This window comes from Schaalia turicensis, from assembly GCF_019380255.1.
GTDB classification, from domain to species: Bacteria; Actinomycetota; Actinomycetes; order Actinomycetales; family Actinomycetaceae; genus Pauljensenia; species Pauljensenia turicensis_A.
In genome coordinates this window covers 303,576-327,462 of record NZ_CP048928.1, presented here as the reverse complement: position 1 = coordinate 327,462, position 23,887 = coordinate 303,576, and the positions used below count along the sequence as shown (strand labels likewise).

The window sequence follows — 23,887 nt, the reverse complement described above, 5'->3', positions numbered from 1 at the left end:
CGAACTTGATACAAGGAGACGCGCATGAAAATCCGCAAACTACCACCCACAAACCCGCCCAGCTACAGATCACGAGAGTGGCGGCGTATGTGCGAGTCTCACGCGAATCCGAGCGCCTCACTCACTCGTTCTCTGCCCAAGTTTCTTACTACAACCAGCTCATCAGCTCAACGCCAGGCTGGGAGTATGCCGGAGTGTATTCTGACTATGCCGCGACGGGTACCAGCACCACAAGGCGTGGCGAGTTCAACCAGATGATTGAACAAGCACTCGCAGGAAGTATCGACATTATTCTCACCAAATCGATTAGCAGGTTTGCCCGTAACACCGTCGACCTACTAAGCACTGTGCGAGCATTGAAGGCTGCTGGGGTGAGCGTGCGTTTTGAACGTGAAAACATCGACACCGCCAACGCTGAGGGCGAAGTCCTCCTCACTTTACTAGCCTCGTTCGCGCAAGCTGAATCCGAATCTATCTCGGCTAATGCAAAGTGGGGAATCCGGAAAAAGTACAAGGATGGGCTGTTGCATTCGCGCCACCCCTACGGATACCACTACCACCACGGCCAGCTCGACATTATTGAAGAAGAAGCCGTGATTGTGCGGCGTGTATTTGCCGAGTTTCTTGAAGGGATCAGCCCAGAGAAAACCTGCAAACAAATGAACCAAGAGGGATTGCGTTCACGTGGTGGCGGCAAGTTCAGCGCCTCGCTAACCCGCAATTGGCTGGAAAACCCCACCTATATCGGTACCACAATCTTGCAACAGTACTTCAGTGCTCACGCCGGAGATAACACACCGACTCTGAATCGTGGCGAGCTGGATAAATATATTGTGGAAGACTCCCACCCGCCGATTATCGATCGTAGCGTTTTTGATGCCGTTCAGGCAGAGCTAGCCAGGCGGCGTGCCACGGGCGGACGTGGCTTGACCCCTACTGGTGGGAGTAGCGCTCTTACGCACCGTATCACCTGCACTATCTGTGGCAGGAACTATCATCGGCGTACCCGCCGCTTGGCACACTCGACTTATAAATACTGGTGGTGCGAAACCGCCACGAAAGGCAAGGGCAACCCCTGTCATGCTCATCAACTACGAGAAGAAAACCTGCACACCATCATTCTGCGCTTGCTCAGCCTCGAAAAATGGAACAACCAGCAAGTAATCGAACAAATCGAGCAGATCGATGCCAGCCCGAACTGGCTCCTGACAATCCACCTCAGTAGTGGGAACACCACCATGATTGATTACCGCACCGGTGAGGAGGTGACTGCCTGATGCCACGGATTACCACTATCCCTGCCACCAAACCCTTGCACTCCACTACGACCACGATTAGTGGTCAGCAGCTACGCCGCGTTGCTGGCTATGCTCGCCGTCTCCACTGATGATACTGACCAGGCGAACTCATATGAGGCGCAAGTGGATTATTACGAGCACTACATCAAAAACCATGACGGCTGGCAATACGTCGACATCTACACCGATGAAGGAATCTCTGGCACTTCCACGAAACACCGGGAGGGATTCAACCGCATGATAGCTGATGCTCTCTCAGGAAGAATCGACTTGATCGTCACCAAAAGCGTCTCCCGGTTTGCTCGCAACACCGTCGACTCCTTGACAACCGTGAGGAAGTTGAAGGATAAGGGTGTGGAGGTGTTTTTTGAAAAGGAAAACATCTGGACACTCGACTCCAAAGGCGAACTACTCATCACCATCATGTCGAGCCTTGCCCAAGAAGAATCCAGATCTATCTCCGAGAACGTCACGTGGGGTCACAGAAAGCGTTTCCAAGACGGCAAAGTTTATCTGCCCTACGGTAACTTCCTCGGATACAATCGCGGCCCAGACGGCAAACCCGTAATCAACCCTGAGCAAGCCCAAATCGTGCGCCGCATCTACCGCCAATACCTCGAAGGCATGAGCATCCCACAGATCGCAGCCTCATTGGATGCGGATGGGATTCCCACACCGATGCGGCGGGCAAAATGGAGCCACACCACCATCCACTCCATTCTTGCCAACGAGAAATACAAAGGCGACGCACTCTTACAAAAGCGTTTCACCGTAGATTTTCTCACCAAGCAGCGCAAAGCCAACGAAAGCGAAGTCCCACAATATTACGTGACCGGATCTCACCCAGCCATCATTGATCCTGAAACCTGGGAACTCGTGCGCTACGAGCTAGCAAAAAACACGAACCAAGACCGGCGTGAGCGTGCCTTCACCGGTATGGTCTACTGCACTCACTGCGGCTCGGCATATGGGAGTAAAACCTGGCACTCCACTGATAAATACCTGGCTATCGTCTGGCAATGCAACCAGAAATTCGCAGTTCCTCACCCAAAGAAAATGCCCGTACTACGCGATAGTCAGTTGCAAACAATCTTCCAAACAGCGCTCGGCCAGCTCATCGACCAACGCGGCCTCATCGACTGGAAACTCTTGCAAACCGTACTCACCGACACCAGCGAGCTAGAAACCCAAGCTGCTGAGCAAGCTGCTGAAATCGAGATCGCCACGAAACTGATCGAGCAAGCTATCAACGCGAATGCACATCAATCCCAAAACCAAGATGACTACCATCAACGCTTCAAGAAGCTGGAACAACGCCAGCGTGAAGCCATCGATATCTATGAAGCAACCATGGTGGAGATTGAACGTCGCACAGGCATCAAAGCCATACTCAACCACTACCGGCGCACCCTCACCACACTAGACAGTGTAGGCGACTTTAACCCCGCTACATTCCACGCCCTGTGCCAACGCATCGAGATAGCACCAAGTGGCAAAGCGACCGTGATCTGGAAAGACGGAACCATCACACCCGAGCAATAGCGACAAAGCTCAAAACTCAAAAGCCAGCACCGATCATTTTGGTTGCTGGCTTTCTATTTGCCCAGCTAAACACAACAATTTCGCGTAACCCCTATTTTGGAGCAAACAAGCAATTTTTGGAGCAAAAAGGCAAAACAAAACCTGCTGGCGCGAAATTGTATCAACACCAGCAGGCAGTTGGAAGCCCGTGTTGGAGTGGGTTTCTAGTTTGTGTCAGGACGGGTTTCAGTCCGTGATGGCGCCACTTCGTTAACGCAAAGGGTGTGTGTTTCATACGGGATGCACGCCGTGGTCGCCGGCAATCAATTACTCATAAGGAAACCATCCATGAAGTGGCTCCCCGCATAACATATGCGGGGAGCCACTTCATGCTAAATATTTTTTATTTCTTCGCATTATTTGTATGCGTTTCTAGGTTACGGATAAATACCCAGATGCACACAATACTTTCCCGGTACGTTTGGAAACGCCCATTACTTTGGCTGCTTGCGTAAAATTCAGCCCCTGACGCAAAAGCTCTACATAATGCTCACGCCGAGCAGTACACATCTTTGAACGGGACGGGTAAACAACACCCGCATACTCATACAACACCGTTGAAACATCCTTTCAAACTCGGTGTTGCAACCACCACTAGAACCCAAGAGCTGGACTTTTAGGGCGGGGTGGTCAAGACGCATATCAATATCGAAGAACAAAAACCTGGGGTTAACGTAAAAAATTGGCCTGCCACTGGTAAGCAGCGGCAGGCCAGCTCGGCTTAATAAACCTTAAGCACGACGACGGAGAAGCAGCAGCCATCCGGCAGCAATAGACACTGCCCCCAGAAGTGCGAACCAGGAAGAGTCAGCGCCTGTAATGGCCAATCTCTTTGGTGTCACCTCATTGACCTGGTTGGTGGGGTTAGTAGTAGGTTTACCGGTTGGATTGTCGGTGGGGTTAGTAGTAGGTTCACCGGTTGGTTCGCTGGTAGCCGTTTCCCATTTCGCGTACACGGTTACATCAGTATTGATAGGTGCCGTGAAATCGAAGGGTGTAGTGAAGGTGTTATCGGTGTACCAGCCTTTGAATTCCCGGCCCTCAGCAGAAGGAGCCGCCGGGGCACTGGCCTGCTTGCCTGCTTCAACACTTTGGGCAGCAACCTGGGTCCCGTGACCACCCATATCAAAGCTCACGGTATATACCGGGGCAAACGTCACCTGCAAGGTAACCGGCATTGATGGAACCCTACCGTTGCCAGTGGCGTAACTATAGGTTACCTGAGTGGCGCCCTCGTCAACCTGCAACAGGCCATCAACGATAGTAGCGCCTATCAGGTTGCTCACCTTACCTGCATCAAATCCAGCCGACAACTGGTTCACCGGCACCAGGCGAGATGACCCAGAAATACGCACCGTCTGACTCTGATCTTTTACGCTAGAAAAATAACTACTCAGATTATTAATGGCCGACAAATCAACAGCTGTCAACTTATTAACGGCTAAATTAAGATCTGTCAGGTTGGTGTTCGCCGACACGTCAATATCTGTCAACTTATTATCGTGTAAATAAAGCGATGTCAGGTTAGTGTTGTGTGACACATCAATATCTGTCAACTGATTAAATTCTAAATCAAGACGTGTCAGGTTAGTGTTGTGCGACACGTCAATGTCTGTCAACTGGTTACTGCTTAAATCAAGACTTGTCAGGTTAGTGTTGTGCGACACATCAATATCTGTCAACTGATTAGAGCCTAAACCAAGAGTTGTCAGGTTGGTGTTGGCTGACACATCAACATCTGTCAACTTATTATCGCTTAAACGAAGCTCTGTCAGGTTAGTGTTGTGCGACAAATCAATAGCTGTCAACTGATTAGATTCTAAATCAAGCTCTGTCAGGTTGGTGTTGGCTGACACATCAATATCTGTCAACTTATTACTGTCTAAATTAAGCCATGTCAGGTTAGTGTTGGCCGACACATCAATACCTGCCAACTTATTACTGTCTAAATTAAGCCATGTCAGGTTGGTGTTGGCTGACACATCAATACCTGTCAACTGATTATTGAATAAAATAAGCTTTGTCAGGTTAGTGTTGGCCGACACATCAATACCTGTCAACTGGTTCCTGCCTAAAGAAAGCTCTGTCAGGTTGGTGTTGGCTGATACATCAATATCTGTCAACTGATTATTGAATAAAATAAGCTTTGTCAGGTTAGTGTTGGCCGACACATCAATGCCTGCCAACTGGTTATTGCTTAAATCAAGCCATGTCAGGTTAGTGTTGTGCGACACATCAATATCTGTCAACCGATTTTGGATCGCGTAAAGCTTTTCCAGCTTGGTGAAATGCTCCACACCTTTCAAGCTCGTGATTGACTTGTTCTTAATATTGATTGTAAAGACTTTGTCTGCTTCCGACTGCTGCAAGATACCGTCATTATTGCTGTCAACATTAGTGGAAACGTAGTTACGGAAGTTAGTGTCTGGGAAGTTGGTTTCGTCGATAGCTGTATCGGCGGCGTAGGTGGCGGTAGGGAACTGGAACGTCAGCGCCAGACCGGCTAAAACGGCCACTATCCCCCCAAAAAATCGTTGTCCTAAAGCTGACATCATCATCTCCTCATCAAAATTAACCTAAAAGTGCCCCCAGCGAACCAAAAACACCAGAAACAAGACATACACATTGTTTCATACCGGGGGGCGTCAAGGTGCATATCAATATCCAAGAACAAAAACCTTCTGACTCGTGCAATTTTAGTGACCCAGTTTGTCTAGGATTTTTTTGGGCTTGCAGGGCGGGGGTTATCGTGTCGATAACCTGCCCATCAGTAAAGTAATCGCCGTGCCAATGAAAGGGCTTGTCAAGTTTTTGGTGTAAACGGTTTTTATTAAATAGTGGTTGGGAATCGGTCTGGGTAGTGTAGGGCTAGTTCGCCAAGTACTTTCTGCCATCTTTGGATTGCTAGTCCTTCGATTAGTTTGCCTGGTGCTTTTCGGGGGTTGCCCTTTGGGTAGGCCGGCTTGTTTAGCTCGTTGCCTGGCTCGTTCGTCTTCGATATTTGTTATCGCTAGCCACATGAGTGTGACAGCGGCTGCATCGGAGGGGGAAATGGCCTGTGGTTTTGATGATTTTACGTAGCTGGTAATTCAGTGACTGAGCGTGTATGTACGTGACGCAAAGACATGAGCCGCCACCATGCATTACCCCGAACTCGCAGCTACAGGGTGTTGCGGGAGATCGAGGGTGACGACCTCGTGGGTCGGCGCGAGTGGCGTGCCAAGGCAACTCGCTGTCTACGAGCATATCGATGGATCCCGCACTTCTCTGTCTATCCGATACTTTTCGGCGGCACTCATACTTTTCGGCGCGAAGCACACTTTTTGGCGCTACCCCCTGAGAGCACTATTCGCGACCCGATCGAAGCACCTAAAACCTGCTCGGACACCCTCTTCCACGCCCGATCCGAACCATGCCAGAAGCACAACAAACCCCTCGAATTCCTTGTTTTACCTAGTAAAACCCGGAACCCAAGGGGTCCTGTTCGCACTCACACTTTTGTATCCAAAGTAGAGTGCAGATGGTGGAGCTAAGGGGATTCGAACCCCTGACCTTCTCATTGCGAACGAGACGCGCTACCAACTGCGCCATAGCCCCAGGTGCCCGTTTAGCATAACACCCAACGGGCAGCGATGAAAAACGGGAAACGAAGACTCAGGAACGAGGCACCGAACTCAAACGCTTCAACCTTCGAACGCGCGTAGAGAAGCGCACATAGTGAACAGAGGCTCACCCGGCGTTCGGGTGAGCCTGTCCAAAAGGTTCAGGTGAGCCTGTCCAAAAGTCAGAGCGTCAGCACGAGTGTCAGTTACTGCGCGCGACGAGCATCCAGCACGGCGTCCAAGTCAAGCGCAACAGCCTGGTCTGCGACAACCTGTTCGGTGGTCATGGCGTTCTCGGCGACAGTCGCTGCGATCGGGCGAGCCGGCACGGCCACGCCAACCTTCGGGATTCCGCGGATGTCGGTGTCAATGTGGACCGAACGACCGCTGACGCGACCGCGCGTTGCGTATCGTGGCGCGGGGATCGGGTTGACGGTCCATGTGCGACGCTCAACGGCGGTGCCGGTCAGTGCGAGTTCTTCAGCTTCGTCTTCAGCATTGACGAGGTCCGTCTGAGTTTCACCGCTGACCACATCGGCGGACGCATTGGGCATCTCGATCACGTTGGTGTCACCAGATTCGGCGAGCGAGGTAGAAGCGGATGCTTCCAGCTCAACTTTTTCAAGTGCGTGCGATGCAGGGGAGACCGTCGCGCGAGACGTGGAACGATCTGCGGTGATACCGGCGAAGAGGTCGTCCTTTTGCGCCTTCGGGGCGGGTGCGGATTCTTCCTTGCGGACTCCTCGAGCCGAGGCTGCGTTGCGCAGGTTTTCGAGCAATTCGAGCTCAGCTTCGTTTGCTTTGTCGGAACGAATTGCCGCCATACGCGAGGCAACTAGGGACATGACAAGCAGAGCTGCGGGGATCAGAGTCCAGAGGAAAGACGCCGAAAGAGCGGCACAGACGATGGCGACCAGTCCGGTCAGACCAACGCAGGTGGCGCTGACTCCAAGGCGACGGCGACCTGCAGCCGCTTCAGCGGCGAGGCGCGCAGCACGACGCGCACGAAGCTTAGCAATCTCACGCACGGCTTTATTTGCGCGGTGCTCGATACGAATCTTCGCATTCATTGCAGCTTGATCTGCCATGGCGATCGTTGCCCTTTGCGTAATTGTGCGACGAACCCCGAGCAACTGCCCGGTAGATCGACCGCAGGTTTGGCGGTTGCTTTCATTATTGTTGAGGAGCTTCATGCCCGTTGAGAAACGGTCACTTTCACGGCTGAAAGTTTTCGCTTTTTGTCGGGCAGCGAGCAGGGGAATCAGCCCCAGTAGTGTCACTACCGTTGCAATGATGATGATTCCGCCAAACTCCACGGGACAACGCTATGGGTTTTCACATGCGTTTGAATGGTGGGGTGGGCGCGTGTTGTGTTTCCTGCTCAAAGCCACTTTCACACATGCAACAATCGCAACATCAGCCCCACCAGCCACGCTACGACTGCACCCTCAGCCCGCCTGAAGACTGCGCGTTCAGCCCACACGAAAACTAGGCAACACCACCGGTCGGGACCTCGTACGCGACACCTACTGGCTGATCGCGTGACCGTAAATTTTCTTCACTAATCCACCGGCCGGCAGAGACTCCGTGTCGATCGAAAACGCTTCATGGTCCGCCCACGCGCCGTCGATGTACATGTAGCGCGGTCGCAGGCCTTCACGGTGTAGACCGAGCTTGCGAGCAACTCCCAGCGATGCGCGGTTCTCGGGTCGGATCACAACCTCGATCCTGTGGAGTCCCAGTTCGCCGATAACCAGGTCGATGATCGCCGCGCAGGTGAATGTTGCCAGCCCTCGTCCAGCCCATTTTTCCGCCAGCCAGTAGCCGAGCATCCCCGATGACATCGCCCCGTGCGTCACGTTGGTCAGCGAGAACTGTCCGGCAATCTCGCCGCCGATTTCAAGCTTCATCACCAGCGCCCGCCCCGCGCGTTGAGCCCTGTCGATGGTGCGCGCATATTCGCCAAGCGTCTGGCCTGCGTTGCCGTACGTGTTCGGTGGCAGGGTTGCGTCCCAGGGCTGTAGCCAATCGGCGTTCTCGCGTCGCACTCGGTCGATCGCCGTGTGAGCGCCGGCGAAAGCAGGGCGAATTCGTAGCAATTTCGGGTGCAGTTCCGCCTGCTCTTTCTTGGGTTTCGCACTACCTTCGTGCTCCGCCGATTTCGTCATCGACGAGGCCGCTCGCCCGTGCATGAACCCTTCACCGACTGGGTCGCGGACCTCAAGGCTCAGTTCACCAAGAGTTCTGCCCCAGATCCGGATGAAGTGTCCAAACATGATCTGGTCCTCTACGTAGTCGACGACTGGTCGGGCTGAAGCTAGCGGCCGGAAGACAGTAGGTGACGGCTGATCACTAGCAGGTAGTAGCGAGCGGGTCTAAGAATCACTCAAGAACCAAGCACTGCAACATGTCACCCGTACGCACGTTAGTTGTGCTTTCAGGGACAATGGCAAGCGCGTTGGATTCCGCGAGCGCACTGAGCAGGAGCGATGCGGGAGCACCCATGACCTTCGCTTGGTAACCGGTCTTGGGGTCGCCGACTAGGCGGACACGAACGAATTCGCGACGGCCTCGCGGTGAGTACCAAGAGCGGTCGACGGCAGCCTTCACGGAGGGTCGGGTCAGCTGGGTCCAGCCCTGCATATGACGAAGTGCTGGGCGAACAAAGACTTCGAAACAGACCTGGGCAGAGACCGGGTCGCCGGGAAGACAGAAGATCGGGGTTCCACCCTCACCGTTGTCGTCGCCCCCGACAGTTCCGACGCCGAGGATGTGTCCCGGCCACGCGGCAATGTTGTCGAAACGAACGGTGCCCAGCGTGGACAGGACCTCGCGGACCGTGTCGCCTGAACCGTGCGAGATACCGCCGGTGGTCAGGATCAGGTCTGCGCGAACAAGCTGGTCTTCGATGGTTTCGCTCAGGACGTGGCGTTCGTCTGGGACCGCGGCAACGCGGAAGGTCTGAGCCCCGGCATCGGCGATAGCCGTTGAGAGGGCGTGGCCGTTTGCGTCAAAGACAGTGCCAGGACGCGCTTTTTCGCCGGGTTCAACAATTTCGTCGCCGATGGACAGGATGACGACGCGAGGACGCGGGTGAACGTACACGCGCGAGCGACCCACACCTGCAAGCAACGCGACCTGGCGGGCACCAACGCGGGTTCCCTTTCGCAGGACAATTTCGCCTTCTTCAACGTCTTCTGCCTTTCGGCGAATATTTTCGCCGACTGCTGGCTGGGTTCGAACGTTGACTTGCGCCATGCCGTGGTCAGTGAATTCAAGGGCGATCACCGAATCGGCACCGGCCGGCATCGGGGCACCAGAGGCGATACGAATCGCGGTTCCGGGCACCAGTGCTGCGGGGTTCACGTCGCCCGCGCGGATTTCTTCGGTGACGCGCAGGGAGAGTTCGTTGTCGGGGCGAGCGCCAGCAAGGTCTTCGGAACGCACCGCGTAGCCGTCGCGGGCCGCAAGGTCAGCGACCGGAAGATCGAAGGGAGCTTCAACGTCCTCGGCAAGAACGCAGGACACTGCGTCCGCGAGTTGCACGTCCAGTGGTGGCTGCTGGGCTACGGCTGAAAGACAGTCTTGGTAGAACTCTGCAACGCTTCGCATCAGGCCTCATTCGGTTGGGTGTTCAGATATTCACGCAGTGCCGGCCCCATGTCTGGGTCGGTGAGCGCAAAGGCGATGGTGGCTCTAAGGTAGCCGAGTTTGTCGCCGGTGTCGTATCGGGGTTCGTCGATGTTGACACCGTACAGTCCGCCACCGTTTTCGCGCGGCGTGGCGATGAGCTGGGCACATGCGTCGGTCAGCTGGTATTCGCCGCCGGCTCCTGGAGTGATGTGTGTGAGTGCGTCGACAACGATGGGGTCACACATGTATCGTCCGTCGATCGCTGGGCGCCCGACGTTCGGTAGCATTTCTTTTGGAACAGACTGTGTGATCGGCAGGAAACGGGTACCGCGTCCCGCGGCGGGAACAACCGCGTGGGTGACAGTCTCATGCTGCTCGATCATGCTCTCCACCCTAGTTCGAGCAGGAGCAAAACCGAGTGATACACGAGGACAAAGCCCTCATTCGCGCGAGAATCCGCACACAACGGAGTCAGCGTCGGGTCTGCACTTCCGCCGATCAGCGTGCGCGTGAACGCGCTCAGCTGGCAGCGTTGTGGCCCGAGGTGCTGGCAGATTTCGGGTTTTCTTCCGCCTCTGTATCCACTGCGCCAGTTGACGAGACCGCGCTTACCTCCGTGTCCTCTCCCCCTGCTCAGGGCGCGAGTTTTCTTCCCGCTCTCTTCATTTCAAGCCCCAGCGAACCTGACACTGCCGGGCTACTTCAAGCGTGTGAGTGGTGTTTGATTCCCGGCCTCGTCGACCCAGATGGGAAGGCAGCCATTGGCGTGGCCTGGACGTACGTGGATTCGCGCCCGCAGGCGGCAGGGCCAATGGAGGCGAAGCTGGAATCTATTGTGTCTACTGGCCCGCGGTTTACTCCTACGCGTATAGAGAGCGCCGACGAATTGGCGAAAGCCGACCTGATCGTTGTACCCGCACTGGCTGTGGATGCGCGAGGAGTCCGTCTTGGGCAGGGTGGCGGATGGTACGACCGGGCGCTCGAGCACGCTCGGCCTGGTGTTCCGATTATCGCCGTAGTCTTCGACAATGAGTTTTTCTCCGATCCTCGCGATTATCTGCCCGTTGAGCCTCACGATCAGCGGGTGAACGGGGTGCTGACTCCCAGCGGTTACACGCGACTTATCCACAATTCGCGCTAAGTGCCACTTATCCACAGTTTCCGTTTCGCTCAGGTGCGAGGTTGCGACTGCGTGCTTTTACTTGAGGCATGACCAGACGCATTTCGTTCACGGCGATCCGCAGGCTTGGACTCGCCATCATCTTCGTGTTCACCATCGGAGCAATCGCTTTGACCTTGCTCCCTCATTCTGGCGGACATCAAGTGCTGATCCTCGCCGCCGACATTGAACGCGGGGACGCCATCGACTCTTCGACGGTCACGTCAATCGAGGTCCCAGAACTGCTCGTCCCCGCCGACGCCATTACCTCGACCGACGTATTACCCGCTACTTGGACAGGAGAGCCAGCCACGAAAGGCACGATCCTCTCGGAAAGCGTCATGGCAGGATCAGCGTTAGGACGAAGTTTAAAACCCGGACAAAACCTGATTTCTGTCATATTAGATAGAACACAAGTCCCCCCACTTGAGGCCGGAGATTCCGTGGTTTTATGGGGTTTTCCTGACAACTGTGACGTAAACACCTGTTCAGCATCTTTATTGACTAATCAAGCACTTATATCCTCAGTGTCAGTAACCGACGCATCCCAATGGGGATCGTCTGCTACTGCTCGTCTCGACATCATCGTTGACGAAGCAGTAACCGACACCGTTCTCGGCCACGCCGGGACGCATACGCTTGGCCTCGCTTTGGCTACACCACATGGCTAGCGGGACACTTCAATCAGGAGATCACAATGATCCAGGGATTCAAGGAATTCATCTCCAAGGGCAACGCTCTTGACCTCGCAGTCGCCGTCATCATCGGCGCAGCCTTCACCCCCATCGTCACCGCTATCACCGACGTCATCATGGACATCATCGGCGCCGTCATCGGTCAGCCGAACTTCGACTCCGTCCTCCAGTTCACGATCAACGGCTCTGACCCGATTCGGCCGGGCACCATCATCACCGCTGTTGTGAACTTCCTCCTCGTCGCAATTGCTGTTTACTTCGCGATCGTTGCTCCGATGAACAAGATCAAGGCCGCAACCGCTAAGAAGGAAGAAGCTGTAGAAGAAGCACCGGCAGCTCCCTCCACCGAAGAACAGCTCCTCACCGAGATCCGCGACCTGTTGGCGAACAAGAACTGAGACTCAGTTCCTTACACGCGTTCAAGTGGCTCCATCCCTACAGGGACGGAGCCACTTTTGCTATGCACGGATATAAGCTCCCTACTCCGCCCTTGTTTAAAGGACAGGCGATGAAGTGACGGGAGAGGCCTTTTCAATAGGAGAAAACGAAGAGCACCTAAGCGCGCGCTTGGGCGTGAGGCGGAACGTTGTCCAGCAGACGACGATCATTCGCCCCATCCCCACGATCCGGTGAATCCGCGAACGAACCTGCCCTGCGATCGTCGGGGTGAACGCGATCCTCCCACGATGGCGCGACCCCGTGAGCAATCAACTTACGATCCACGTCAGACACGAAAGTCGCCACGCGACGACGCTTCTTCGTACGCTCAACAGGCGCACTCTGATCGACAGTCGCTCTCTGCTCAGCAGAAACTCGCCGATCAGAGGGAGTGAACGCGGGCGAATCAGTCGAGACGCTCAGGTTTTCAGACACCATGAATCACTGTTCGTCAGGGTCAGCCGGACGAGTCCTGCGCACGACGTTGCCCAGCACCGCATCAGACTGGAAACCGCGACGAGTAATCCCCAAAGCGTCACGCAACTCGTCAATCAACTCATTGAACGAGCGATCGACGCCGTCAGAGCGGATCCACATCGCCATCTCATCAAGCTGATCATCGGAGTAGGCCGCCAGTGGCAGGCCAGGGGCGATCGCCGGACGCGGACCACGCGCCGTCTCAGGCTGATTCGCAACGATGATCTCAAGCATGCCCGTAATCACCTCGTCAGCGCGCTCGCGGGCATCCATCTGATGATCCGACTTCGCAGGCTCCGTGACTACGTCATCCGTCTGTGCCCCAACGTCACCGGATTCAGCCGGTTCTTCCAGGACGATCTGTGCCTCAGGGCCAAGAACCACCTGCTCGCTGGGAGCCAAAACCGGAGCGGGGGCCACAGCAGGACCCGCATCGCTAGATGCAACTTCAGGAGCGTTCAAGCCAACCAACGTATCCGGGCCGGAGGTATCCACGTCTACAACCATCGGGACCTCGACAACCTGTTGGTCAGGCACACCGTTGATTTCATCCACCGCATCCAAAACAAGCTGAACAATCGTGTTTGCTTCCTTTGCCGGGTCAATGAAAACGGCCATCGACAACGCCGTATGGACCTTCCAGCCCTGGGCTTCAAGCATCGCCGGCCACATACGGTCACGGACACGCAAGGACGGCTCCGCCACATACTCTTCATCATCAGTCAAAACCGCGACAAGCAGTCGACCGGGAACCTCCGGGTGACCAATCGCAAGCGGAATACGCATTCCACCCGGGATACCCACGTTCGGGACAACCTCAAGCCCCATCGAATACAGGCGTTCTGCCAAGTCAATCAGCAGACGATCGGGTTCAGCTTCCAGAACCGGCCACCCTCCATTCCCCACACCGGACTGACCTTCGCCAATCTCAATCAGGTTGTAGAGCATCTGGGCGCCTTCAGCGGAAAGACGCGACGGATCGATATCGCCGGAGTGAATCGAAGAAATCAACGTCAGATCACCACGCACCGCACGCAAAACATCCGACATTGCCGACAGCCCGTTCTGGCTGGAGAAGACACCGAAATCGTGGATCACACGCCCGTGCGGGGTCTTTGCAAAACCAACGGAAATGATGATCCGATCGCGACTAAAACCACGAGCGCCGCCAGGATCCACGACAGCGAACGGCTGAGCGGTTGCTTCGTCGAAGAAGGATGCCAGTCCGGGTTCCGAGGCGCGGACTTTCTCGATCGCGCGCTGAATGCGATTCGCGTGCGTAGTTGACAGGGCGATCACACCCAGCGAACGTTCCGGCTGAGACACGGCGTGCTCGATGACCTGTTCAACGACAGCATCGACTTCCGCGGTGGTTGATTCCACCGCGTGAGAACCCGGAGCGGGCATACCGGAGCTTTCGCACCAGAACGCCGTAATCGGAGCGGCTGCAGCCGTCCACGGGACCGGGACACCCGTATGGTCGATGCCATGGCGAGCAAGAAGCAATGCAACCTGGTCATTCAAACGCGTCGGTGCAACGTCCATTCGCGTCGTCGGTAGAACACTGGCCAGCACACGCGCCGCCCCACCTTCGTGAGCGCCAGACAAGTCTGCCAGTACAACAACTTGGCGAGCACGAGCAATAATCGGGATCAGTTCAACCAGTGGCAGATCATCAATATCGTCCAGGATCAGCAGGTCAACATGATGTCCGGCCTTGACGATCGCGGGAACCAACGTAGGAACCGTGAACACCACTGGCACCAGGTGACGGACCAGGGGAAGAGCGTTGTAGAAATCAAGCGCACCAACGGGCGTGCCCGAAGCCAATAGAGCTTCCAGTTGTTCTTGCTGGTCTGGGCGTGTCGCCATCGCCTGTAAACGCAACCTGCGAAGCTGACCCAAAACCTGCGGAGCCAACGTATTCACCTGGGCAAGATCCAGGGCACGACCAGACTCAAGCGTGGCCTCAAGATGAGCGGGGTCGAAACCACCCAGTTGCGGATCGCTTGCCAGCATCAGGCCAAGAATTGATGCCCACCACGCCAGATCCAGTTCTGAATCCACCATCTCGTCATCAACGTGACGATCACGCAAGTCTTCAGCCAGCGACGCCAAACCTGCACCCTTGAGCTTCTTCAGCACTGTGACGCGACGCGGCAGTTCACGTGCACCTTCGGGATCAGTATCCAAGGACTCGAACAACGCCGCCAGATCAACGATCGTCATCTCTTCGAAGTTCTTATGACCCGTTAAGAACATCGGGCGCAGAGCCTTCAGATCATCCTGAATGCTTGTGGTCAATTCGATCGCTTCATTCATACGGTTCGGCAAAGTCGGCCAACCGTCGCCACCGGTATGGTCGCGCCACACATCGCGACGTTCCTGCACCTTGAGGAGTTCAGCGTGCAGGTCCGAAACATGCGTTCCAGGACGAACAAAATCCTGGGCTCGTTTCAACAGACGCGTCCGTTCTGAACGCTTCATCGTGATGCCGTGGGCGGCACGCCACTGCTTCGACGCAGTCGCAATCACCATGTCAGCAGCCGAGTTCTCAAAGATCTGCGGAGTGAAAATATCAAGAACGTCGCGAACACCCTCAAACATATGCAGTTGAGCGAGCCACTGAGACAGAGTTGTCGCAGTTCGAATATCCGCTTCACCCGCAATCGTGCTGATACGAACACGAAGTTCAGGCAAGCTTTCCGTTGCCAAACGATGAACGCGCAACAAAACGTCAGGAACCTGCTCGTCCGACGAAATAACAACGCCCTTCCATGCGGTATGCGCCGTTGCGCGTGCAAAAAGACCCAAGTTCGAGGCCTCGTGCAGAAGCTCCCTAGCCTTCGCACCCTGATCCTGAGCAATATCTAACAGAACATCCTCGCGGAAACGAACGCGGGTAGAAGGGCTCGGATGCTCGCTTGTCAGGTCTGTCAGCACCTGAAGAGCCTCGTACGCGCTTGCCCCAAATGCACGGAACGGACGATGCAAGTACGTCGTGTACGACGACAAACGCGAACGTACATCGCGCAGCTTGGTACGTATCTCGTCCACTTCACCCATATCCGCAACCGGGGACGTATCGGTCATCACCTGATGGATGCGCGCATGGATTTCAGACCCGTCCGCGGTAGTGCCATCCAGACGGACCCCCGCTTCACTCAACCCCAAGGAACGCAGACGCTCTTCAGCCATCGTCGTACGCGACGGCGAACCCCCCAAGTGGATCACGCGCCTACCATAGGCCGCACTATCAGCAAGAATCGCGCCCACCAGCGCAGTGTCATCCGAACCGTGAGGCACATCCACAACGAAAGAACGACCCGAAGCAACAGCTTCAACAACATCCTGCTGCTGAGGCGTCAAATCGCCTGCGCCACGTTCTTTCCACGGATCGCGATCAGTTGGAACAGAATCCGGCAGTACGCGATGAGTGTTCTGGCGAGCTTCCTGATCGCCAGCCAGAGCACGCACAATATCCGAGCTCAAAATATGCTCAGCATTGTCATACTCGCGGTGCAACTGAGAAGCCGGATGCTCGAACAGGCCGATAATGAGTTCGTCACGAAGCTCAAACTGGTCAAGATAACGACCCAACTCGCGGACCTTCGCCAGCGCCTTGGACGAAGAGAACCCGTGGATAGATGTCGCTTCATCAATCAACGCCTCAGCATCGACTGCGACTCCGCTCTTCAACAGAGCTGACGTGATCGTATTGTCCAGCTTGTAGCCAGAAGCCAGACGAATCGTCACGTCATCAGGTTGGTCTTCAAGAAGAACAGGGCGAAGCAGGACAGCAGAGCTGGCCCATTCGCCAGCATTCATCCACCGGGCGTAGCCGATAGACATGTGAACAGTTCCCACACCGTGGCGTGCAGTGAGCTCACTTGAACGCGCCATGATTGCGCGCGCATGATCCAAGCCTCGTTTCAAGGCGGAAGGCTCACGGATGAGAAGGGACAGACGCGTCGGCTGGTCAGCGTAGAGCTTCGCAAGCCCACCTGGGTGCGGAGCGCCGATAGTCAGACGAGGAGCATCCGCACCATCAATGCGAGTCCGGCGAAGCAGGTCATCTTGCCACACAGTCAGTTGATCGCGAAGACGCTGGTGCGTGTTCGGCTGGGCTGACTCCTCTGTCGGCGCAACAGGAGTCTGTTGCTGCGACGAGGGCGTTCGTGAATGACGTGAGAAAAAACTAGAGGCCACGATTCCACGGTAGTGGAGTGGCCTCGGTTTTCAACGGAGGCGTTGCCGTGTAGGGGCAGATTCCCCTACGCGGCAACGCGTCTCGCAATTGATGTCAGTAGTGGGTGACGACGGCAGTACCGGAATCAGCCCAGCTAAAGACGTAGTGTGCTTCAGCGACGGGCAGGTTCACACAACCGTGCGAACCACCAACGGAGCCTAGTCCAAACTGGCGTACCCACGGAGCACCGTGGATCGCGTAGGAACCGGTGAAGTAGGAAACCCACGGCACATCCTTCGCGCAGTAGGGCCACTCGGGGGTACAACCCATGTCCTGCTTCTCGTACTTCAGGTAGATGTGGTAGGTGCCGGTGACGGTCTCATGACCGGGGGCGCCGTGGTTGACCGCAATGGGGTCGTGGACAACGGTCTGGCCTTCGTAGGCGGTCAGGCGGTTCGTGGTCAGGTTAATATCGATCCACTTTTCACCCTCATGCATGGCATATGGGTAGGCTTCGTAGCCCGCCATAACGGGGCGCGTTTCAGTGGGCGGCGGAACCTTGTCATAGTCAAAGCTACCCGAGTAGTCGGTCCCAGCATTCAGGGCAGCAACCACATCAGCGCCCACCTGAGCGGAGTTGTTGACGGCTTCGCCTTCCTTGCCGGGCATCGATTCGGCCAGGACATTACCGGCGCCATCAACGTTGTTGATTGCCGGGGTTGGGGCAACGTTCGTTGCTTCCGCAGTCTTATCAACCCATGCCTGGACAGCTTCAGGATCGATGGAAGGGGTTCCTTCTACGTCATCAACGCCGGGCAGAGCAACCCACGCTGCGCGGTCGACGGTTTCGGCAGTGTAGTCCTTAATACCGTCACTGATCGTCACCGAGTGAGCAACAAGAGCGGTGGCTGCGTCGGCAACCTTTTGAGCTTGCTTGTCAGACACAATCGGGTCCTGCGTGGACGGCGAAACGGAGATTGCCTGTGAGGACAGAGTCTGCAACGCCGTGGCCACAGCATCATTCAGTGGCTGGGCATCAATCGCGATACCAGGTACCCCGGGGGTCACAACGAACGCACCCTGCTCATCGACTGAAACGGTCGCCGACTTGGGGGCCTCGCCGACGGACTTCACCAGGGAAGCCATGCAGGCGTTGAAGGTTTTCTTATCAGTAGAGGAAACAAGGGGGTAGTCGCTACGCTTGAACAGCCCAACGAAGCGTTCCCAGACGGAATCCGAAGAAGCCAGAACTTGATCCGCTGACGCTTGCGCATCAACGGTGACGCCCAGATCCGCAAGCGATGCCTTTGACGGGGTACCGTCAACATCTATGTCAATTGAAACCTGGGAGGCCCGATCGTTGATCCATGCGACGAGCTCGTCACGATTCATCGCGTTGACACTGTGTCCGCCAACGGATGCGGTCGGAAGAGCTTTATCAGAGTAGTAGCTGGCGTACGCCGTGCCGGCACCACCGACAACAACTAATACTCCAATGATCGCTGCAATCAGCCATTTCATTCGGGTCATGCGTCACTGCCTTTCATTCCGCTCACAATCGTAATGGGCTGATGCTTGCTGAGGAAAGTCGTTGAGTTGTCAAACACTGTTAATGTCGCCTCATTAGACATTTCTTTTTTCACAATCGTTCCACTCGGGTTAACCTGCCTGTCACCGCTAAGGTTGCGCCAATCGCTTCTGGCACACACTTTAAGTTCGTCGCCCTCGAGGATCCGCTACAGTCCGACTACACCGAAGGCAAGGTTGACGCGCTGACGCTGAATGACTCCACAGTTGATTCCAAGTAGTACACCGCGACTGGAGGTCAGAAAGTCTCCGTCGACTTCAACCAAGCGCAGATCGCCACCGGCGAATAAGAGCACCGATGCACTCACCAACAATGGCAGGCACGAAGTACATCAGCGTGAACACCGCAAGGTCGCCCCAATCTCTGGGCGAGGTCAGGCCAAACGCCTCGGGAACTGAGACAACGAACGCAATAGTCGTCACGACGGCAAGGAGCACCGGGCGCCAGAATCGAAAACCCCAGCGATACGCGGACACCATCGCGCACACGTAGGCAACAAGCGGCAGGACAATAAACATTCCCGACAGCCCTTTTTCATCGTCAATCATCGTGCGCATGGCATCAACGTGGAACAGCAGGAATTGATATCCCACCTGCACGACGAATACGACGAGCAACAAAATCCATTCGGCGCGACGCATCACTGCACCTGCCAGATCAGGAAGCCCCGCAACGCGATACCCGCATAGAAGAGCACGGGAACTCCCACGCCACTGACAATCAGCGCCACGACTGCTTTCGGAGTGAAAGGTGCGGGCGCGTGCCGGTCAAAGCGAGTCGGTATCTGCTGTTCGGGCGACGGGGCGGTCGGCCCAAGGGGCTCGAGCTCTTCCATAGTCCAAGCGTACAGTCAGCACCTCGTTCGCGGAAGAGGTGCCTCTGTATCGCTTGAAACGTCCGAAGTGAACACGTCAGACCTCACCCCACCCCTAACCCGCACCTCGTCGCGCGTCACCACCTACACCCGACGCGACACAACCACGCGTTCCAAGCCCAAACCGTCGCACCAGGTGCAGTCCGTGCCAGAGAACTGGCACCCATTTAAGAAGCGGAACAAAACCCAGGACGCTTCAAGCACGGCTCCGCGAGACCATCGAGACCGCAACCCGCACCTACGCGCGCACGCCTACGAGTTCTAATCGAGGGCAAAGAGAGTAGATAGGAACGTAGATCGGGGTTCTGAGCGGCTTTTTGGCTCAGAACCCCGATCACTTTTCGTTGATATTCCAACGTTTCTTGTGCCCCCGAGACGATTCGAACGTCCGACACCCGCTTTAGGAGAGCGGTGCTCTATCCCCTGAGCTACGAGGGCTTAGCCAGCCATATCCTGCGCGCGAACGCGCCGGCAGTCTGAGCGCCTCCAACTCTACCAGCCTCGCCGACTTTCGCTCCACGCGCGAGCGCACAGCACCGGGCGCCAGTTGTACGTATGGCCTCGTCAATCATCCGCTAGCGCGCAGTGCACACGCCCGCCCCTCATCCACGAGGCCGCGTACACCGCCACACCACTCCCCCATCGCCGGCGCAGAACACCACCGCACAAAACCCCGCCGAAACACACTGGTGGGGTAAGGCCGAAGCCTCACCCCACCAGAAAACGAGTACTACGAATCAGAGGGCAGCCAAGCACTCGATAATCGCGCTAGCAACCTTCGGAGACGCGACGCTCATGGCGCGCAGAACATCCTCGTGTTCAGTTGGTGTGTCGTCAAAACTGAGGTCGGAGACAACGGACAGACCGCCAACCTCGACGCCCAGCTGGTGGAGCGAGATCGCTTCAAGGATCGTGCTCATACCAACGGTGTCCACACCATTGTTCGCGAGCATCCGCGATTCAGCTGCCGTCTGGAACTCCGGGCCGCGCAGCAGGCCGTACGTGCCCACGCGGTCGCTAATCGGAGCCAGGATACGCGTAATGCGTGGCGACCAGACCTGCCAGATGTCGGTAAACACCGGGCCCTCGAACGGGGAAACACCAGAGAAATTGAAGTGATCTTCAATCGTCATCACGTCGCCCACTGTCCAGTTACGCAGGCATCCGCCAGCATTCGTCAGAATCGCGACCGTGATGCCGGTCATCGCGCAGACGCGGACCAGCTGGCAGACCTGTGTCGGCGTATAGCCCTCGTACAGGTGGACGCGACCGGTAGCAACCAAAAGGTGCTTCTCACGACCACCGTGCACATTCACGCGCACGCTCAGCAATTCAGCGCCGTGACCTTCAACCGCCGGAACCGGAACGCCGGGAAGGTCTGCCAGGAGCAGGCGAGCCTCGATCTTCCCGATTTCGTCCAGCGCATCACGCAGACCGGAGCCGAGAACGACAAGCGCGTCGTGGCGTTGAACGCCGGTGCGCGTTGCGATCAGCTGAGCGCCCTCGCGCACCTCGTCCGCTACCAGCGGGTCACGCTGGAAGCAGTAGTCCAACGCTTCACTACGCGCAGCATCCACAACGGCAACCGATGAATCAGGCATTGCGGTTTTCCTGAGCAGCGATCTTCTTTATGGAAGCTACCAGGTAGACAACGTAGCCGATGATCAGAGCAAGGATGACACCGATGTTGCCGTATGCCCACGGGCCTTCCTTACCACCGAGCATCCACAGCAGGTAGCCCTGCCAGTTGTTCCATGCGGCAACCTTATCGAATGAGTTGATCACGAAGCCCCAGCCGATCACGCAAGAGACGGCCATGATGACGATGGACACCCAGTTGATCGAACCGTAGATGCCGGAAGCATCGAACAGGGCTTTCTCGTCGTAGTCGGCCTTACGCAGAGTAATGTCGGCCATCATGATGCCTGCCCATGCGGCGAGCGGAACACCCAGGGTGATGAGGAAGGACTGGAACGGCCCGATGAAGTCCGGGGAGAAGAACACGACGAAGATCGTGCCGGCGGTCAGGATGATGCCGTCGATCAGCGAAGCCAGCGGACGAGGCACCGTGATGCCCAGCGTCAGCAGGGTCAGACCGGAGGAGTAAATACCGTTGATCGCGCCCGACAGCAGGGACAGGATTGCGGTCAGCAGGAACGGAATGAGGAACCAGGTCGGCAACAGGGTGGCCAGCGCACCAACCGGGTCGCCACCGATGGCGTCGGACAGGTCAGCGTCGGAGCCGGCGAGCATGAGGCCGAAGGTGATCAGGACGACCGGGCCGAGCGAGCCACCGAAGGTGTTCCAGAAAACGATGGACTTACCATCGGCGTCGCGGCTCTGGTAGCGCGCCCAGTCAGCAGCAATGTTGACCCAGCCAAGACCCATGCCGGTCATGACCATGGTGGCGGCACCGATCGTTGCAGCCAGTGAACCGGATTCAATTGCGCTGAGTGCGGACCAGTCGATGTGCGGGACGACCAGGATGATGTAGATGATCGTGGTGATACCGGTCAGCCAGGTGAGGACTGCCTGCATCTTCATGATGATGTGGTAGCCGGCAACTGCGCCGAGAACGATGAGCGCTGCGACGACAACGGCGGCAACGATCTTGACGGCGTTGCCGTCTTCGCTCGACCAGCCGAGGCGGACGAACACGGTGGAGGTCGCTAGGACGGCGGTGATGGCGAGGGAGGTTTCCCAGCCGATGGAGGTCAGCCACGAGAAGATACCGGGGATCTTCGCGCCGTTCACGCCGAAGGCGGAGCGGGACATGACCATGGTCGGTACGGAGCCACGCTTACCACCAAGGGCGATGACGCCACAGATGATGAAGGAGACAACGACACCGATGACGGTGACGATGACTGCCTGTGCGAAGGAGATTCCGAAGCCGAGAACCCATGCGCCGTAGCTCATGCCGAACACGGAGATGTTCGATGCGAACCAGGGCAGGAACAGGTTATGGGGCTTAGCGGTACGTTCTTCGTCGCTGATGATTTCAATGCCGGCAGTTTCGATGCTGGACTGGGAAACGGAGCGGGTTGCGTCCGCTGCCATTTCTGGCGTGCTCATAGGCGTTCCTTGTCTGTGTAGATCAGGGCGAACCGCAGGATCGGTAGTTCGCACCAAATTAGGCTAGACCATTATTGAATATTAGTGACACTCCCTCGGCCACGCGTCAGAAAACCTTGTGGCAACACAATGGTGTCTGGGCGGGGACCCGCCCAGACACCATCCATCAAGACAACGCGCTCTTCGCGCGAGCCATCGGCTGAGTCAAGCGTCAGCGACGCTCCCACGTCGGAGCCTTCGCTGATTCAGCCTTGCCCAGGTGATCAGACGGAACAATCATCACGGGGCATGTTGAGTGACTGAGTACCGTCTGCGCGGTCGAGCCGAGCAAGACGCCTGCCAAACCACCGCGGCCTCGTGTACCGACAACGACCAGATCAACTGCTGTCGAGAACTCAATCAACAGCGAAGCGGGCGACCCGTCCAGCGCATGGCGCGCAACCTCCATGTCGCGACCGTCAAGTGCCTGGTCAATGGCGGCACCCATTGCGGTGCGGACATCTTTCAACAGGTTGGAGTGATCCAAACCGGTCGGCGCCCACGTCATCATGGACGTGCCCGAAGCAATCGGAACAGCCGAAACAGCGGTCAGTCGAGCACCCCATGTGGATGCTTCATCAATCGCGCGACGCAAAGCCGACGAGGGAACCTCGGTACCATCCACACCGACAACGACACGTTCGATCGGCATGAAGCACTTGCCGGACGTATGGCGAGGAACGATGACAACCGGACACTTCGCGTGTGCCGGCAACGCGGACGAGACCGTGCCGAGAAGACGATCAGCAAAGGAACCGCCTCCACGCGAACCGACAACAACTAAATCAACTTCGCGTGACATTTCAACCAGAACGCCCGCCGGGTCACCCGGCTCAATAGATGAAGTGACCTTTCCTAGGCCACGCTCTTTCGTCGCTGCGACCGCTTCTTCAACGACCTGCTGGGCGCCACGCTTCAGAGCTTCATCGTCAAGAACCGCGTAGCCACCATCCAACGCCGCCGCTGAATAGGATGCCAATGCGTAGGTACAGAGAACGTGGACACGCCCGCCCGTGCGTAGTGCGCGGTCAGTGGCCCATTTGACGGCCGCGATGGACTCCGTTGAACCATCAACGCCGACCAAGATGACTTCGGTGGATGCCATAATGCCCCCTCGTGACTTACATCACCTACCATTGTGCACCACATCGCGATTTTCCGAAACCGAAAATAGAACTTTTACCTGTTCAAGAGGGTTTTAGACAAAAAACTAGAGCAAAAGAACCGAAGTTCTTTCGC

General features: G+C 56.4%; 18 protein-coding genes, 2 tRNA genes and 2 pseudogenes. 5 read left to right on the top strand and 17 right to left on the bottom strand.

Annotated features, from left to right (window positions below; genetic code table 11):
• The first annotated feature begins 5 nt into the window (after positions 1 to 5).
• Both G5S47_RS01435 and G5S47_RS01430 read left to right on the top strand, forming a co-directional pair.
• On the top strand, positions 6 to 1,277 hold the full coding sequence (locus tag G5S47_RS01435; protein ID WP_257878477.1) for a recombinase family protein: 1,272 nt from the start codon (positions 6 to 8) through the stop codon (positions 1,275 to 1,277).
• Between the two features lie 60 nt (positions 1,278 to 1,337).
• Positions 1,338 to 2,840, top strand: coding sequence for a recombinase family protein (locus G5S47_RS01430; RefSeq protein ID WP_257878476.1), 1,503 nt, complete (start codon positions 1,338 to 1,340; stop codon positions 2,838 to 2,840).
• Positions 2,841 to 3,287: 447 nt separating this feature from the next.
• On the opposite strand, the pseudogene G5S47_RS08460 reads toward G5S47_RS01430, so the two are convergent.
• From G5S47_RS08460 to G5S47_RS01400, 8 genes and pseudogenes are all read right to left on the bottom strand, one after another.
• Positions 3,288 to 3,434: pseudogene (locus tag G5S47_RS08460) on the bottom strand (IS30 family transposase); the annotation flags it as partial.
• A gap of 176 nt (positions 3,435 to 3,610) precedes the next feature.
• Positions 3,611 to 5,431, bottom strand: a complete 1,821-nt coding sequence (locus G5S47_RS01425) for a leucine-rich repeat domain-containing protein (protein ID WP_219585654.1) — start codon at positions 5,429 to 5,431, stop codon at positions 3,611 to 3,613.
• Between the two features lie 278 nt (positions 5,432 to 5,709).
• A pseudogene (locus tag G5S47_RS08455) lies at positions 5,710 to 5,978 on the bottom strand (IS256 family transposase); the annotation flags it as partial.
• 422 nt (positions 5,979 to 6,400) lie between these two features.
• Positions 6,401 to 6,476, bottom strand: a tRNA-Ala gene (locus tag G5S47_RS01420).
• A 211-nt stretch (positions 6,477 to 6,687) separates the two neighbouring features.
• Entirely contained in the window at positions 6,688 to 7,797 is a 1,110-nt protein-coding gene (locus tag G5S47_RS01415; protein ID WP_219585653.1) for a hypothetical protein, read from the bottom strand.
• Between the two features lie 210 nt (positions 7,798 to 8,007).
• Positions 8,008 to 8,757: a GNAT family N-acetyltransferase gene (locus tag G5S47_RS01410; protein WP_219585652.1), complete on the bottom strand. Its 750-nt coding sequence runs from the start codon at positions 8,755 to 8,757 to the stop codon at positions 8,008 to 8,010.
• Between the two features lie 106 nt (positions 8,758 to 8,863).
• Complete coding sequence (locus G5S47_RS01405; RefSeq protein WP_103632090.1) at positions 8,864 to 10,093, bottom strand: molybdopterin molybdotransferase MoeA; 1,230 nt, start codon at positions 10,091 to 10,093, stop codon at positions 8,864 to 8,866.
• Positions 10,093 to 10,497: a hypothetical protein gene (locus G5S47_RS01400; protein WP_219585651.1), complete on the bottom strand. Its 405-nt coding sequence runs from the start codon at positions 10,495 to 10,497 to the stop codon at positions 10,093 to 10,095. Before G5S47_RS01400 ends, G5S47_RS01405 begins: the two co-directional genes overlap by 1 nt.
• Before the next feature lie 35 nt (positions 10,498 to 10,532).
• Between G5S47_RS01400 and G5S47_RS01395 the strand changes: the two genes are divergently transcribed.
• The 3 genes from G5S47_RS01395 (at position 10,533) to mscL (ending at position 12,366) form a co-directional block, all read left to right on the top strand.
• Positions 10,533 to 11,255 carry a 5-formyltetrahydrofolate cyclo-ligase gene (locus G5S47_RS01395; RefSeq protein WP_219585650.1) on the top strand — a complete coding sequence of 241 codons (723 nt, stop codon included), beginning with the start codon at positions 10,533 to 10,535 and terminating at the stop codon, positions 11,253 to 11,255.
• 68 nt (positions 11,256 to 11,323) lie between these two features.
• Positions 11,324 to 11,944 (top strand): CpaB family protein, encoded by a 621-nt coding sequence (locus G5S47_RS01390; RefSeq protein ID WP_219585649.1) that lies wholly within the window; start codon positions 11,324 to 11,326, stop codon positions 11,942 to 11,944.
• A gap of 26 nt (positions 11,945 to 11,970) precedes the next feature.
• Positions 11,971 to 12,366, top strand: a complete 396-nt coding sequence (mscL, locus tag G5S47_RS01385; protein WP_006680861.1) for a large conductance mechanosensitive channel protein MscL — start codon at positions 11,971 to 11,973, stop codon at positions 12,364 to 12,366.
• Positions 12,367 to 12,523: 157 nt separating this feature from the next.
• Here the strand turns inward: mscL and G5S47_RS08670 are convergent, their stop codons facing one another.
• The 9 genes from G5S47_RS08670 to G5S47_RS01340 all read right to left on the bottom strand — a co-directional run bounded on the left by G5S47_RS08670 (position 12,524) and on the right by G5S47_RS01340 (position 23,753).
• Positions 12,524 to 12,844, bottom strand: a complete 321-nt coding sequence (locus tag G5S47_RS08670) for a toxin (RefSeq protein ID WP_257878475.1) — start codon at positions 12,842 to 12,844, stop codon at positions 12,524 to 12,526.
• Positions 12,845 to 12,847: 3 nt separating this feature from the next.
• Positions 12,848 to 17,092, bottom strand: a complete 4,245-nt coding sequence (locus G5S47_RS01375; RefSeq protein ID WP_219585648.1) for a PDDEXK-like endonuclease domain-containing protein — start codon at positions 17,090 to 17,092, stop codon at positions 12,848 to 12,850.
• 94 nt (positions 17,093 to 17,186) lie between these two features.
• Complete coding sequence (locus G5S47_RS01370; RefSeq protein ID WP_219585647.1) at positions 17,187 to 18,602, bottom strand: L,D-transpeptidase family protein; 1,416 nt, start codon at positions 18,600 to 18,602, stop codon at positions 17,187 to 17,189.
• Positions 18,603 to 18,917: 315 nt separating this feature from the next.
• On the bottom strand, positions 18,918 to 19,301 hold the full coding sequence (locus tag G5S47_RS01365) for a hypothetical protein (protein WP_103632094.1): 384 nt from the start codon (positions 19,299 to 19,301) through the stop codon (positions 18,918 to 18,920).
• Positions 19,301 to 19,495, bottom strand: coding sequence for a hypothetical protein (locus G5S47_RS01360; RefSeq protein ID WP_219585646.1), 195 nt, complete (start codon positions 19,493 to 19,495; stop codon positions 19,301 to 19,303). The genes G5S47_RS01365 and G5S47_RS01360 overlap by 1 nt, the downstream gene beginning before the upstream one ends.
• Before the next feature lie 404 nt (positions 19,496 to 19,899).
• A tRNA-Arg gene (locus G5S47_RS01355) sits at positions 19,900 to 19,972 on the bottom strand.
• Between the two features lie 299 nt (positions 19,973 to 20,271).
• Complete coding sequence (locus tag G5S47_RS01350) at positions 20,272 to 21,135, bottom strand: purine-nucleoside phosphorylase (RefSeq protein WP_219585645.1); 864 nt, start codon at positions 21,133 to 21,135, stop codon at positions 20,272 to 20,274.
• Positions 21,128 to 22,609, bottom strand: a complete 1,482-nt coding sequence (locus G5S47_RS01345) for a purine-cytosine permease family protein (RefSeq protein WP_257878474.1) — start codon at positions 22,607 to 22,609, stop codon at positions 21,128 to 21,130. The genes G5S47_RS01350 and G5S47_RS01345 overlap by 8 nt, the downstream gene beginning before the upstream one ends.
• A 211-nt stretch (positions 22,610 to 22,820) precedes the next feature.
• A complete protein-coding gene (locus G5S47_RS01340) occupies positions 22,821 to 23,753 on the bottom strand; it encodes a universal stress protein (RefSeq protein WP_219585644.1) in 933 nt (310 codons plus the stop codon).
• Positions 23,754 to 23,887: the final 134 nt, after the last annotated feature.